Here is a 14,273-nt window from a genome sequence, read left to right as displayed (position 1 = left end):
GTCAGCGGGGCATGTAGCAGGTGCCCGCGGCAATGGCCGCCGTGACGGCATGGGCCGTGCTGGCCGCATTGGGGTAGGCCGAGGGGGTGGCCGTGTCCTCCAGCAGGCACAGGTGGTTGCCCCTGCGCACCAGCACCACCGGCATGGTGGGGAAGGTCATGCCGTCGCGCACGCCCCAGTAGGCTGAAATGTCGGTGGTGAACTCTTGGCGCGACTGGGTCACCGTGAACCCGCCCACCAGCGGGCCCGTCATGGTGGTGCCCACGCCGGTGCACTGCGCATTGCAGTAGCTCACCCCGCCCGCGCCCACATTCACAAAGACGGGCCTGCTCTGCGAGATGCGCCAGCCGTTCTTCAGGCCGATGCCACCCGGCACTGCGTTGCACTGGTCCTGCTCCCAGAAGCCAGTCACGGAGCCCGCAATGGCGCAGCTCACCCGCACCGTGTCCACCGCCGCGGCAGCGACCACGCCCGTGCCATTGCGCACCACGCAGCCCGTCCCATCGGGTTTGGACTTGACCGTGACGGCATAGGCCGCGCCAGCGGCCAGCGGCCAGCGGCGTAGCAAAGGTGAAGCCGCCGTCCGCGCTGAGGGGCAGATCCTCGCCGCCCGTGGTCAGCACCACGGTCACCCCGGCCGGAATGCCGCCGATGGTGCCGCCCAGTGTGTTGCGGTCGCCTGGCAGCTGCACGCATCCACCAGTACCCCGCGCTCTGGCAGGCCGACCTGGACCGCTAACTGGCGCAGGTGCTGCCGCCCGCGACACCCGTGCCCTTCACGCCCCGCTCGCAATGAGTCCATGCCACCCAAACTGCCAGTTGAGCCAGTTGAGCCAGATGGGCCATCACCGGGGTCCGGCAGCCTGGTCGTGGACGCAGCCCCTGCCCCGCCTCAAGCTCCAGTGCGTTGAGCCCCCGTCTCTTTGCTGAAGGGGAGCAGGAGCGCGGCCAGGCGGGCCGGTTGTTCTTGCTGGATCCAGTGACCGGCTGCGTCGATCAGTTCGATGCCGCTCATCCTGGTCGTCGCCTTGGCTTTCATCACTTCAAGGGCGCCCGGCGAAACGTAGTTCGCCCAATCGTTTTTTCCGCCGATGAAGAGCGAAGGGACATCGATGGTCCGGCCCGAGAAGAGGCGCAGTTCGGCATTCAAGGCTGGGTCGGTGAAGACGCGGTACAGCTGAAGTGCGCCTTGAAAGCCCGTGCGTGCGTACTCGGCGGTGTACACGGCCAATTCGGGCTCGGTGAGCCATTGGCAGGCCGCAATCTCGGCAGCTGTTGGATGGAATGGCGCCACGGTCTGGGACATGGACTTGTCCAAGTCCATGACGTAATAGGTTGGCAATTGCGCCAGTTCCGCAGGCGTTGGCGCCTTCAGGGGATGTGGCTTGTTGCCCGGCCAGTCGCCGCTCTTGAGGTAGAAAAATGCCCGCAAGAAGGCATGCAATCCCTGAGGCGGGTGCCACAGGTCGGCGTTCGCCTCCCGCCCGCTCAGGTACTGCTGATAGTGCTTGCGCGGCGGGTTCAGCGCCGCCAGTGCGGCTGCCAGCCTTTGGGGGGCCAGGTTCGGTGGGGCCGGCGCTGTCTCGCTGTCTGCCGTGTTGAACGGGAATGCGGGCGTACCGGGGAAGGGTGCGCTCATCAGCACCACCGAGGGGAAAACATCGGGGCGGGCCAAGGCGCAATAGGCGGCCACGGGCGAGCCGAAGTCGTGCCCGACGAGCATGGCCGTGCGCCGGTACCCCAAGGCCGAGACCAACGCGAGGGCGTCGCGCGTCAAGTTCAGGAAGCCGAAGGGCTCCAGCGGGCTGTCGTACGCAGCGAGCCACCCGGTGGTGCGGCCAAAACCCCGCTGGTCGGGCGCGACGACGTGGTAGCCCGCATCGGCCAGCAGCGGCATCAGGTGCCGCCAGCCGTAGGCAAGGTCCGGGAATCCGTGCAAGAGCAGCGCCAGCGGGCGCCCAGGGCTCTCGTGGCCGGCCTCCAGCACATGGACATCGAGGCCGTTGACCCCCTGGATCATGCGTGAGCGGACCCCTTGCGGGAGCGGTCCCTGGAACGTTGTGGATGCAGTCATGGCGGTTGCTCCTGAAGGGCTTGCGTGGGCAAAACGGAATGAAGACGCGGCCAGGCCGGCGGCGCCGATCGCCAGGACGGCGCGGCGCGATACCGAGGGTAACGAGGGCCTGGACTCAGATGGGTAGCTCATTGGGGACCTCTTCGCCACGGTGCCGGGACAGGGACGTCACCGAAATCGAACTATGGCGATCACCATACTATGGCAATCGCCATAGACACGTCAAGCCGATGCTGGTAACTTCCCGCCATGCCCCGCAAGACCGACGCCCGCCCCCTCGCCATTGCCACGGCCGCGCGCCTGTTCCGCATTCAGGGCTACACCGCGACCGGGCTGAGCCAGATCCTCCAAGAAAGCGGTGCCCCCAAAGGATCGTTCTACTTTCACTTCCCACGCGGCAAGGCACAGTTGGCGGAAGAAGCCATCGACCAATACGTCACAGCGCGCATGGCCGTGTTGCAGGGCATCTCGGCAAACACAGCGGGCGATGCCGAGCGTTTCGTGCGGCAGGTGCTCGGCGCATTCGCGGCTGAAATGGTGGCCACCGATTTCCAGTACGGATGCCTTATGCAGAACCTGGCGAACGAATTGCCCGCGCTCGACGCCGACCTGACCCAACGCGTGGCGCGCGGGTTCCAGGATTCGACGGAGCTGATTGCGGCTCACTTCAGGGGCTGCGGTTACAGCCCCGCGCGCGCGACCTCTGCCGCAGCGGCGCTGGTGGCCGCCGTCGAAGGCGCGCGCACTGTCGCGCGCCTGGAACGTTCGCCGGCTGTTTTTGAGGCGCTGGCGGATGTCAGTCTCCGAGGGTGGGCCGCCCCAGAGGGGTGATGCGGGTCCAGTGGTGCCGATCGGGCATCGAACGCCAAAATGCGCAGCCGCCGGAGCCCCAGCACAACGACAAGAAAAGGACAGGACCCCGATGCCCACCAGCCCGCCCGCGCAAGTGACCTTCCGGCCCTTTGCGGGCCCTTCCGACTACGCGGCCATGGTCGCGTGCGCCAACGCGAGTTTCGCGGCCGACGAAACCGGCTTCTTTCGCACGGAGCACGAGGTGGCGCGCGACTACGCCGCCTTCACCAGTTGCGTGCCCGAGCGCGATGTGTGGATCGCCCAGGGCGGCAGCGAGATCGCGGGCTACGTGCGCTCATGGGCGTGGGCGCAGGCCGACGGACTGCAGCTGTATTCGCAGTTCGCCGTGGTCGCGCCCCAGTGGCGCCGCCAGGGCATTGGCACGGCACTGCACGCCTGGCTGGAGCAACGCCAGCGCACCCAGGCTGCCACCGAACACCCCGGTGCACCGCGCCACGCCCACCACGCCTACATCACCCACGGCGAGACTTCGCGTGCGGCACTGCTCGAAAAGTCCGGCTACACGCCCGAGCGCTATTTCTTCGCCATGGTGCGCCCCACGCTCGACAACGTAGCGGTCTTCCCCCTGCCCCAGGGACTGGAGCTGCGGCCCGTGCAGCCCGAGCACTACCGCGCCATCTGGGACGCGCATTCGCGGGCTTTTCAGAGCCACTGGGGCTATTGCCCGCCCGATGAGGCCGACTACCTGCGGTGGCTGACGAGCCCGGTATTCCAGCCCCACCTGTGGCAGGTGGCGTGGGACGTGCAGACCCACCAGGTCGCGGGGCAGGTACGCAGCTACGTCGACGCTGCATGGAACCGCAACAACGGCCGCCAGCGCGGCTGGACCGAGTTCATCAGCGTGGGCGAGCCCTGGCGCCGCCGTGGCCTGGCGCGTGCACTCATCGCCCACAGCCTGCGCGCCCAGGCCGCCGCCGGCATGGCCGAATCGGGCCTGGCCGTGGACAGCCAGAACCAGAGCGGCGCGACGCGCGTGTACGAAGACTGCGGCTTTGCGGTGGATCGGCGCAACTGCGTGTACCGCAAGCCGCTGGTGCTGGTACCGGACAGGGCTGCGGCCGGCTGACCCTGGAGCAACAGCTACGATGGCAGCCATCGACAACACAATTCGGGGGGGTTGGCTTGGAAATAGTGTTCGAGTTGCTGGTCATGATGACCGGGCGCTTCGTCATCTGCATTGCGACCCTTGGCTGCTGCAAATGCGAGTCCCCTTTCAGCGTCGACCACCGCATCCACAGCGCAGCCGGCGCCCTGTGGTACAGCCATGCAGGCCGCTGCGTCGTCACACAGACAGGCCAGTCGCTGGCCGGGTTTCTGTTCTACGTTGCGCTCGTGCTCGCGCTGGTGTTGGTGGCGCAGTCCGTGGGGTGGGGTACCGCACGGAGCAGCTCCACCGCGGCACAGCCGTCCTGGCCAACAGCCCCGCGACCCCTTCCACCCCGCTGGCTACTTCTGCGGTATCGCAATCGGCCCGCCCCCGCCGGGCTTCTTGCCGCCACCCACGGGGCTTTCGCCAAACGCCACCTTCTCGCTGCTCGATGAGTTCATCACGGCGATGGTGAAGGGCTTGAGCGGCATGAAGTCGAAATCCTTCTCCATCACCAGGTAGCGCGGGATGTTCTGGCCGCCCAGCAGGCTGCTGCTGCCCATCTGCACCTGGCGAAAGCGCCGGCTGGCCGGGTTGGCGGCCTGCAGGCGCCTGAGCTCGCGCGCGGGCAGACCCGTGCGCGGCTGCACGAAATCGCGCTTGGCCGTGAAGCGCACCCAGACGGAGCCGCCGGTGGGGATGGCGGTGGAGTTGATGCTGACCGACTCCAGCACGCTGCCCAGCGGGCTGCGGGGCGTAGGCGGGCCGATGATGTTCAGCCGCAGCTCCAGCTGGAACGAGGTCTCGCTGCCCTGGTTCTTCACCAGCACCTCGATATCGCGTTTGGAGCCCGCAACCCCCCGGAAATCCATGAACTTCAGGTTCGAGAAGGGGCTGGCGTCGCCCTCCTGCCACTGCGGCGCCATGGTGGGTGCCTGGGCACTTTCCCAGACGAAGCTGTTGTCGTCTTCGTTGGACTCGGGCACGGCGAAGTACGGATCGGCCTTGAACCGAAAGCCCCGCTTCACCCCGAAATCCGCCTTGCTGATGTCCTTGGGCAGCTGCATCGAGAAGCCCTTGGCGCAAGCAACCAGGCCCGGATAGGCGCCCAGGCCATCGACCTCATAGGCGGTGAACGGCGTCGAACCCGATGCCGATGCTGCCGTGGGCCCCGGAAACACCTGGAACGACACCTTGAACGGCCCCGCCGCTGCCGTCGGGTTTTGCGGATCGAAGGCGCGCAGCGCGGGGTCATGCTTGGTGTCGACGTTGGCATTCACCACCGTGACATGGGCAAACCAGGGCTGCTCGGGGTCGTAGCACGGCATGCCGGGCGTGGCCTCTTCCAGGCCATCAAAAAAGATCCGCAGGTTGGATAGCGCCATGGGACTCCCTCGTCATCGGTGGTGGTTGGAGGGACGCATGTTTGCACACGCAGCCGCCTGCGGCAAGCCTGGCGCGGCGCGTAGATTGCGAGGGCCATGCGCGCTCGGCGTCCAGAGCGACCGAAAAAAAAAACTCTTCTGGGTTTGCTGCTGTGCCCTCTCGTGTGAGGCCCACCCCTTGTCGCTGAGCGGGCGGCGCCTGTGTCAGAAAACATGCCAGGGCCGACGCGGTGGCCTGTGCCCCGCCGTAAGAAGCCTGCCCGAGCCTCGCGGCGGCCAGCGTGCGCGCGTGCCTGCCCTCAGACCTGAAGCCTGCTCACCAGTGCCTATGCATTCAGAGGCGATAGCGCCGGGGATGCTACCTTGTAGCAGTCCTTGCCGGCGCGCTTGGCCTCGTACAGGGCTTCATCGGCCAGGCGCATGAGCAGTTGGGGCTCGGTGCCATGGTCTGGCGCATAGGCCACGCCGATGCTGGCGCGTATGCGGGCTTCGCCCCCGGCCAGCACAATGGGCTGCCTGAGCCGCTCCAGCACCCGGTTCAGCACGGTCTCCACCTGGCCCCGGTCTTGCACGTTGGTGAGCGCAATGGCGAATTCATCGCCCCCCAGGCGCGTCACGGTGTCCTGGCTGCGCACACAGGCCAGCAGGCGCCTGGCGGTCTCCACCAGCACCTGGTCGCCCGCGGCGTGCCCCAGAGCGTCGTTCACGGCCTTGAAGCCATCGAGGTCGATGTAGCACACGGCCACCAGGCTCGATGCCACTCCCAGTTGCTCGAGCGCCGTGCGCAGGCGCTCGGCAAATTGCGTGCGATTGGCCAGGCCGGTGAGTGCGTCGTGCAGGGCCAGTTGCGCCAACTGGTCCTCCCGCCCCTTCATGGCGGTGATGTCGACAAACATCCACAGCGATTCGTCGCCCGAGACGGGCGTGCCGCTCAGATCGATCCAGACGGGGCTGCCGTCCTTGCGCCGCATCTTGAGCTGGGTGCGGAACCGGCGGTTGTCGCGAAGGTGCTCGTAGCCTTGCGCCCCGACCCGTTCGTAAGACTCGTCGTCCAGATAGAGCAGGCGCGAAGGCTCCCCATCCAGTTCATCGGGGCCGTACCCAAAGATCGCCTTGAACGCCTTGTTCGACCAGACCGTGGTGCGGCTCTTGGTGCGCACCATGCCAATCAGCTCGTTGTCCAGCATCAGCTGCTGTTGCTGGAGCAGGCCGGCAATGCGCCGTTCGGCCAGCACGTGGCGCTGGCGCTGGACATACAGGCCGAAAGATGCCCCCACCATGGACACGCCGGCCAGCAGCAGCAGCGCTGCAACGATCTGCACATCGCGCCGCCAGGGCGCCAGGAAGTCACTGGGGGCCAAGCCCGCCAGAACCGTCAGCTCGAACCCGGGAACCCGGTGGTAGGCGGTCACCCGCTCGATGCCGTCGAGCGCCGTGGGCGAGCGGTACCAGCCTTGTGCCGGGTTGCGCGCCAGGGCGTCCCTGAGTTCGCTGGACACGCTGGCGGAGCCGAGGTTCCTGTCCCCGATGGGCTCGTCGGGCACGAAGCGCGCAATCAGCCGCAGGTCCTTCGAGCGCAGCGAAATGGCGCCCGACTTGCCCAGCTTCAACCGGCTGAAGCTGCGCGCGAAATGCGCGCTGGACAGGCCGGCATACGCCACGCCGCCAAAGCTTCCATCCCGGTTCTCGATGCGCCTTGCAAGAACGATCCCCCACTTCTTGGTGATCCGGCCCAGAAGGGGCTCGGAAACGCTCAGACCATCGGTGAGGCGTGCGGCTTCGAAGTAGCCACGGTCGGCAATGCCCACCGGCGCAGCGCCCTGGGCAAGCCCCGCGCGCACCATGCCGTCAGGTCCGGCAATGCGAATGGCGTCCACCTCGGGCAGAAGCTTTTCCTGGTGGCGCAGCACCTTCTCGATGGCCAGGGGCCCGGCTTCATCGGCCAACCCGGCCCGGTAAGCGGACGTGGCGCTGGACAGCGCGTTGTCGACCAGCCTGAGTTCACCGGCGATCTCCGCAGCCAGGCCTGCGGCCATGTTTTGCGCAACCTCGGCGGCCCGGGCCTCATCGGCATGCAGGCTGGTCTTGAGCCCGAGCCACCCCGCCACGAACAGCAGCCCGATGATGGCAAGGTTGCCACACACCAGGTGAATCGCAAAACGCCGGAGCCTGGCGTCAGAAAGGTCGATGGAATGCGGCAAGGAAATTCAGCAAGGGGGAAGGTGCGGCCATCCCATTATCGACGCAGCGCCACGCAGCAGCCCCCCTGGAAAACACCCTCCTCCTTGCAAACGTGCACGGCTACCCCCCCGCCTTGCCAATGGCGGCATGCAGCATCTGCGGCGTGCAGGGCTTGGGCAGCACGTCAAAGCCCAGTTGCGAGATGCGGGCCAGTTGCTCGGCATAGCCGGTCATCAGCAGCACCCGCTGCGCAGGCCACTTCTCGCGGATGTGCCTGGCCAGGCCTTCGCCGTTGAGTTCGCCGGGCATCATCACATCGGTCAGCACCAAGTCGGGCCGCTGGCCTTCATCCAGCAGGTAGATGGCCTTGTCGGCTCGGTCCACCCGGGTGACGGTGCAGCCCAGCGACTGCAGCAGGGGCACCAGCGACTCGGCCACCTCGTCGTTGTCTTCCACCACCAGCAGGCGCATGCCCAGGGGCTTGAACGTGGTGTCTGCGGCGGGCTCGTCCCCGGGTGCCCTGGGGGCCGTGCTGGGCAGGTACAGGCTGACCGTGGTGCCCTTGCCCAGCTCGCTGGCGATTTGCGCATAGCCGCCCACCCCCTGGCAAAAGCCATACACCTGGCTCAGGCCCAGGCCCGTGCCCTCGCCCACCGGCTTGGTGGTGAAGAAGGGTTCAAACACCTTGTCCAGATCGTCCTGCGCAATGCCACTGCCCGTGTCGGACACTTCGATGACGACCATCTCGGTGTCGTTGTCCTGCGCCCCGCCCCGCTGGCGCCCGGCATTGCGCACGTGGATGGACAGGGCACCGCCCGTGGGCATCGCGTCGCGCGCATTGATGCCCAGGTTGAGCAGCGCCAGCTCCAGCTCGCTCATGTCCAGAAACACGGGCGCGGTCGAAGGGTCCACCTGCACATCCAGCTGCACGCGGCTGCCCATGACCGGGACCAGCAGATCCTGGATGGCCGGGAGCTTGTGCTGCAGCTGCACGTACTCGGCCACCAGGGGCTGGCGCCGTGAGAAGGCCAGCAACTGGCGGGTGAGGTTGGTGGCCGACTTCACGGCCCGGGCAATGGATTCGATCTGCCGCAGGCCCGACTCTGGCGCCGTGCGCTTGAGCAGGTGCAGGTTGTTGCTGATCACCATCAGCGCGTTGTTGAAGTCGTGCGCCACGCCACCGGTCAGCCGGCCCAGTGCCTCGAGCTTTTGCGCCTGGCGCAGCGCCTCTTCGGCACGCTGGCGGCTTTCGGTTTCGCGCTCCAGGTCCTGCAGTGTGTTGTGCGCAGCAAGGGCGCTTTGCAGCGCCGTCCTCGCCGTGACGACCAGCGCGGCCACCGGCAGCGCCCCCATGGCGAACAGCAGCGCAAGCTGTTGGAACAGCTCGCGCAGCGGCACATTCAGGCGCATCGCCGTGGCCACGTACAAGGGGTATGCGCCGACCTTGCGAAAGGCAATGACCCGCTCCTTGCGATCGACCGTCGAGATGCCTTGCAAGCGCCCCACCTCATCGCCGGCAGTCAGCCGCTGCATCACCGGCGAATCGGGCTGCAGCGTGACGGGCGTTGTGGCGCTGTGGGGCCAGCGCGTATAGACGGCGCCGTCGTCGCGGAAAAGGGTGACCGCCAGGTTGGGCTCGTCCGCCACCAGGTCGCCATAGAAATCGTAGAAGTAGGACGTGAGCAGCGCCACGTTGATGACCCCGCCAAACTTGCCCGCGTCGTCCTCGAAGGGGACACTGACATTCAGCACCCGCTCGTTGGACGTGCGGGTCACGATGGGCCTGGACAGATGGGGCCCCGTGCGGCCCTGCAGGTGGTGCTGAAAATACTCGCCGTCGGACAGATCGACCCGAGGGAACGGAAACAGCCGGCTGCTGGCGATGGCCCGGCCTTTCGCATCCAGGATGAGGATGGACTGGATCTGGGGCTGGTCCACGCTGCGCTTGCGCAGCTCTTCATGCAGGAAGGCCTCGATGCTGTGCAAATCCTGCGGGTTCTTGCCGTTGACCAGGGAGAAGGCCTTTTCAGCGACCGCCTCGGACGTGGCCATGACCTTGGAGGCATGCTCGTGCGCAACCCGAAGCGACCGGGACACCCGGGCGTCGGTTTCGTCCGTGGCCCGCAGAAACCCGACGACCCCGAAGATGGCATAGATCACCAGGGGCACCGCCACGCTCAGCACCGCCATCCGGCGAAGCCAGCGCACCGATTCAGCTGCCTCTTTCGAGCCCTTGTCGCTGGCTCTTCTCATTGTCCACATAAGTTGTTCCTGGGGATCGGGTCCATGAAATTCACCACCGGTGGATGCGCCCGGCGCCAACGCAACCCGCAATGGGCCGCAGCAAAAGAAGCATTGGTCGAGCAGATCCCTGTTGCTTGGTGCCCTTGTTCTGCGCCGATCTGCGACCAATCGGTATGAATAATAACTTCAAGGTCACAATACCGCTGCCCGCATGGCGCAAGGCTATGGGCCGCCAGAAGGTCTTTCTGTGCCCTCAACGCTGCGCCACAGCCTGGCGAGTTCTGCAGCCGTCTGCGGCTTACCGTACAGGTAGCCCTGCAGCTCGTTCACGCCCAGGCCCTGCAGCAGGTCGGCCTGCATGGGCGTCTCGACCCCCTCGGCCACCACGCGCTTGTCCAGCGCCTTGGCCAGGGCCACGATGGCGGTGGCAATGGCCAGTGCGGGGCGCTCGACGCCAAAGGCAAACACAAAGCTCTTGTCGATCTTGAGCGTATCGAACGGCAGGCGGTTGAGGTAGCGCATGGCCGAGTAGCCCACCCCGAAGTCGTCCAGCGCAATCGCCACGCCGTGGGCGCGCAGCGCCGCCAGGCGCGTGACGGCGGCATCCACGTCCTGGATCAGCGCGCCTTCGGTGATCTCCAGCTCCAGCTCGCCGGGGCGGATGCCGAACTCCTGCAGCAGCGCGTGCAGCGCTGCGGGAAACGCCGGGTCGGCCAGTTGCACGGGCGAGAGGTTGACCGACAGATGCCGCACGGGCACCAGCGGGTCGGCACGCCACAGCGCAAACTGCTGTAGCGCCTGGCGCAGCACCCACAGGCCCAGCTCGATGATGAAGCCGGACTCTTCGGCCAGCGCAATGAAGGTGTCGGGCGAGACCAGCCCCTTGTCGGGGTGGCGCCAGCGCAGCAGTGCCTCGACCGAGGCGACCTGGCGGCCCTGTGCGCGCACGCGCGGCTGGAACACCACGAACATCTGCTGCCCGGCCAGCGCGTGGCGCAGGTCGTGGCGCAGCGCCAGCCGCCCGGCCTGCTCTGCGGCCAGCGCGGGCTCGAACTCCACCAGCACATTGCGGCCCGCGCCCTTGGCGGTGTACATGGCCAGGTCGGCGTGCTTGAGCAGTTCGTCCTGCGAGGCGCCATGCGCGGGGTAGTGCGCCATGCCCAGGCTGGCCGCCAGGGGCAGCAGGCGCGGGGGCACGCTGTACGGCACGCGCACGGCCTGCATGACCGATTCGATGTCGGCGCGCAACGCCGCCTGTGCGTCTGCGGGCAGCACGAAGACGAACTCGTCGCCCCCCGGGCGGGCCATGGCCAGTGCGCGAGGGCCTATGCAGTTGCGCACGCGGGCCGCCACCTCGCGCAGCACGCAGTCCCCCACGTCGTGCCCATAGGCATCGTTGATTTCCTTGAAGCCGTCGAGGTCCATGTACACCACAGCAAAGGGCGTTGCGGCTTGCGCCTGCACCAGTTGGTCAACGGCCTCGACCAGCCCGAAGCGGTTGAGCAGGCCCGTCAGGCTGTCGCGCGTGGCGCGTTCACGCAGTTGCTGCTCGTGCTGCTCGGCGTGCAGGGCCACGGCCAGCCGCTGGCCCAGTGCGGCCAGCTCGCGCCCGGCGCGCCCCTCGGGTGCCGGCAGGCGCTCCAGGCGCAGCCACACCCGCTGGGTGCCGGTGTGCGCAACGGGCAGGTCGTGCCAGGGCCCTTCGCCCCCCGCAGGGTCGGCCCCCTCCCCTGCCTGCGGCAGGCCCGCGTCGCGCGGCGCACCTGTCTCGCGCTGCGCCAGCGTTCCATCGGCCGCCAGGGACAGCACCAGCGGCCGGGGCGCACCGGCTGGCCACTGCACCACGCCCACCGGCGCGCCACCCGCCTGGGCGTTCAGGTGCGCGAGCATCAGGCGCACCACCTCGGCAAACGGGCGCTGCCCGATGATGGCCTGGTCCATCTGCGCGAGTACGCGCACCAGCGCAAGGTCGCGCCCCACCTCTTCGGTCATGGCGTTGAAGGAGTCGGCCAGGTCGGTGAATTCGTTGCGTCTGCCGGCGATCTGCACCCTGCGCGTGAAATCGCCCTCCAGCACGGCGCGCGTGCCCGAGGTGAGCGCATCCAGCGGGCGGGTCAGCCTGCGCAGCACCACCGAGCTGCTCACCAGCGCAAGCAGAAATGCGATGGCGGCCACGTTGCCCACCAAGGCCGCCACGCCAATGGGCAGGTAGCGCCGCACGTCCGGCTGCAGGGTGGTGGTGATGGTCCAGGCCGGCGCATCGAAATAGGGCGTGAAGAAGATCTCGCGCTGCGTGCGCACCTCGTTGGCGGCCTGCCCCTCTACCCCCTGGCAGAAGGGTGCAGACAACTGCGGGCCCGAAAAGCAGATGCGATGCGTGCCCGACTGCGCGTTCTCCCACAGGTAGTCTGCAGTGAACCGGCCGCGCACCACGGCGCCTGCAAAGGGCACGATCAATTCCACGGTGGGCGCCACCCCGGGCTGTGGGGCGCCCACCACGCGCAAGGTGCTGCGGCCCTGCGGCATCGGTGCAAGCTCCGAAGGGAAAAGCCGGTCCACACTGGCAAAGACGCTCTCGAGCCGCTGGTCCAGCGGCACGGGCCCGGGGCCCTGGCCGGAGGGCAGCCCGTGCACATGCAGCAGGCTTTCTGCGGCGCGCAGCCGGTCGATGAGGTTGATGCCCACGGCCTTGGCCAGCTCGCCACTGAGCTGCGCTGCAGACTGCTGCACGACGTACTCCGTGAGCTGGTAGGCCAGCAGCGACAGGGCCCCCACCGGCACCGCCACCAGCACGAAGAACGTGGCCAGCAGCTGGCGCCCGACACGGCTGTGCAGGATGGCATGGGCCGGACTCAGGCGCATTCAATAATCCTCGGCGACGCCGATGAAGCTCCCGTTGTTGGCGCGGATGATGTCATCGCGGCTGGCCTTGGCGGTCAACGGCGTCTGGCTCGCGCCATCAGGCCCCATGCTGTACAGGTCATAGTCGCTGTTGAGCGGGTGCAGCGACTTGTCCTTGCGCTTTTGGCCGACAGTGGCGCCGTCCATCGACAGGTAGCGATAGGGGTTGCCCCAGGGGTCCAGCCGGGTAAAGGGCAGATCGGCCAGGCTTGCCGGGAACACGTGCTTGAAGTTGACGTACCGGTCCAGCATGGCGCTGATTTCCAGAATGTCTTTTTTGGCAGCGGCGACCTTGGCGCGTTCGATGTACGCCTTGTAGCTGGGCATGGCCACTGCCGAAAGCAGCCCGATCAGCGTGACCGTGATCAGCAGCTCCAGCAGCGTCACCCCCAGCGCATGCAGGGCCCTTCGATGGGTGCTGACCAGCCTCATGACCCGGCACCTGCGCAAAATGCCGTGCCCGGCACGGGAAACAGGGCCGCAACGCAGCCAGTGCGCGGCACGCCCGGGCGCGCCAGGACGCAAGCTTCGCTAACATTTTGTTTCATGGCGCATGATATTCCACACCATGTTATCGACTACGTAGGACGTATTCGACGAACGCCTACCCAGGCACGAACAGCAGTTGCCCACCCTGTGCCGGTCGGTAGGCAAACCGCCCCGTCTGCACCACCTTGCCGCCCACCCGGGCGGCCCAGGTGTAGTCACCTACACGCGTGCCGGCATTGCCGAAGTCGCTGGGGTAGTGCACGGTGCCGGCCCGCTCGCCGCCGCCCTGGGGCTGGGCCGTGGCGGTGGTCGTCTGGCCGCCGGGCATGGTGACGGTGAACTCCACCGGCGCCTGCCGCGCCGCCATCTTGTCGCTCACGCTAAGGCCGATGGCGGGGCGCGCGCTGTACAGCACGGTGGTCTGGGCCAGGGCCGGGGTACCGGCGGCGAGCAGCAGCGCTGCAGTGAGCACGCCAGAGCGAAGGTGGGGGTGAATGGTCTTCATGGAATGCTCCTTCGTTGAGGGTTGCGTGCGGGCCGGCAGGCTGCGCGATCAATCGCCACACGCCACCGTGCGCAGATGGGGCACCGTGGCCGGCTCCCAAGGCGCGCGGCCTATCACCGTGCCACCACCCCAGCCGTACTCGAAGCGCTCGCCACCGGCCACCGCGCCAAAGGCGCTGATGCGCCCCTTGCCCACGTCGAAGCCCCAGGCCTGCTGCAGGCGGTCAATGCCCAGCCGCGTGCCCGGCGCCAGCGTGCGCACCAGCCGTGTGCCGTGAAAATCGTCGTTGGCGGCATTGCGCGGGTGCGGCGACAGCACCAGCGTCTTGCCCTTGGCATCGCCGCCCACCGCATACAGCCCGGCCTCCTGCACCAGCACCACCTGCGCCGGCACGCGCAGCGGCAGGCAGCCGCTGGCGGCCAGGTCCGTATGGCCCTGGCAGGCGGTCAGCAGCGCCAGGCATGGCAGCACCGCCATGAGTTGGGCAACCGCCCGCCTTGCGGGCACCACAGGGGCTAGGAGCGTGCGCGGCAG

At 67.5% G+C, this 14,273-nt stretch carries 12 protein-coding genes; 3 read left to right on the top strand and 9 right to left on the bottom strand.

Annotated features, from left to right (window positions below; genetic code table 11):
• Position 1: 1 nt before the first annotated feature.
• On the bottom strand, positions 2–568 hold the full coding sequence (locus tag ASE28_RS27475; RefSeq protein ID WP_057269318.1) for a hypothetical protein: 567 nt from the start codon (positions 566–568) through the stop codon (positions 2–4).
• A 324-nt stretch (positions 569–892) separates the two neighbouring features.
• Complete coding sequence (locus tag ASE28_RS27470) at positions 893–2,020, bottom strand: alpha/beta fold hydrolase (protein ID WP_057269317.1); 1,128 nt, start codon at positions 2,018–2,020, stop codon at positions 893–895.
• A gap of 303 nt (positions 2,021–2,323) precedes the next feature.
• On the opposite strand from ASE28_RS27470, the gene ASE28_RS27465 reads away from it, so the two are divergent.
• Together ASE28_RS27465 and ASE28_RS27460 are read left to right on the top strand one after the other, a co-directional pair.
• Entirely contained in the window at positions 2,324–2,905 is a 582-nt protein-coding gene (locus tag ASE28_RS27465; RefSeq protein WP_057269316.1) for a TetR/AcrR family transcriptional regulator, read from the top strand.
• A gap of 91 nt (positions 2,906–2,996) precedes the next feature.
• The gene (locus tag ASE28_RS27460) at positions 2,997–4,013 is read left to right on the top strand and encodes a GNAT family N-acetyltransferase (RefSeq protein ID WP_057269315.1); all 1,017 of its coding nucleotides are present in this window, start codon (positions 2,997–2,999) and stop codon (positions 4,011–4,013) included.
• A 380-nt stretch (positions 4,014–4,393) separates the two neighbouring features.
• Here the strand turns inward: ASE28_RS27460 and ASE28_RS27455 are convergent, their stop codons facing one another.
• From ASE28_RS27455 to ASE28_RS27445, 3 genes are all read right to left on the bottom strand, one after another.
• Complete coding sequence (locus tag ASE28_RS27455) at positions 4,394–5,419, bottom strand: hypothetical protein (protein WP_057269314.1); 1,026 nt, start codon at positions 5,417–5,419, stop codon at positions 4,394–4,396.
• A gap of 326 nt (positions 5,420–5,745) precedes the next feature.
• On the bottom strand, positions 5,746–7,563 hold the full coding sequence (locus ASE28_RS27450; RefSeq protein WP_057269313.1) for a diguanylate cyclase domain-containing protein: 1,818 nt from the start codon (positions 7,561–7,563) through the stop codon (positions 5,746–5,748).
• Between the two features lie 157 nt (positions 7,564–7,720).
• A complete protein-coding gene (locus tag ASE28_RS27445; RefSeq protein ID WP_057269312.1) occupies positions 7,721–9,790 on the bottom strand; it encodes a hybrid sensor histidine kinase/response regulator in 2,070 nt (689 codons plus the stop codon).
• Positions 9,791–9,886: 96 nt separating this feature from the next.
• Between ASE28_RS27445 and ASE28_RS33390 the strand changes: the two genes are divergently transcribed.
• Positions 9,887–10,021 carry a hypothetical protein gene (locus ASE28_RS33390; protein ID WP_255361103.1) on the top strand — a complete coding sequence of 45 codons (135 nt, stop codon included), beginning with the start codon at positions 9,887–9,889 and terminating at the stop codon, positions 10,019–10,021.
• Positions 10,022–10,066: 45 nt separating this feature from the next.
• On the opposite strand, the gene ASE28_RS27440 is transcribed toward ASE28_RS33390, so the two are convergent.
• The 4 genes from ASE28_RS27440 to ASE28_RS27425 all read right to left on the bottom strand — a co-directional run.
• Positions 10,067–12,706: a bifunctional diguanylate cyclase/phosphodiesterase gene (locus ASE28_RS27440; RefSeq protein WP_057269311.1), complete on the bottom strand. Its 2,640-nt coding sequence runs from the start codon at positions 12,704–12,706 to the stop codon at positions 10,067–10,069.
• Positions 12,707–13,177 carry a hypothetical protein gene (locus ASE28_RS27435; RefSeq protein WP_057269310.1) on the bottom strand — a complete coding sequence of 157 codons (471 nt, stop codon included), beginning with the start codon at positions 13,175–13,177 and terminating at the stop codon, positions 12,707–12,709.
• A 172-nt stretch (positions 13,178–13,349) separates the two neighbouring features.
• The gene (locus tag ASE28_RS27430; RefSeq protein WP_057269309.1) at positions 13,350–13,739 is read right to left on the bottom strand and encodes a hypothetical protein; all 390 of its coding nucleotides are present in this window, start codon (positions 13,737–13,739) and stop codon (positions 13,350–13,352) included.
• Between the two features lie 48 nt (positions 13,740–13,787).
• Positions 13,788–14,273: hypothetical protein (locus ASE28_RS27425; RefSeq protein WP_235516232.1), on the bottom strand; the 486-nt coding region annotated here is incomplete at its 5' end.

The organism is Acidovorax sp. Root219, from assembly GCF_001428665.1.
In the GTDB taxonomy this organism is placed as follows: Bacteria; Pseudomonadota; Gammaproteobacteria; order Burkholderiales; family Burkholderiaceae_C; genus Acidovorax.
This window is presented reverse-complemented; position numbering and strand designations above follow the sequence as displayed.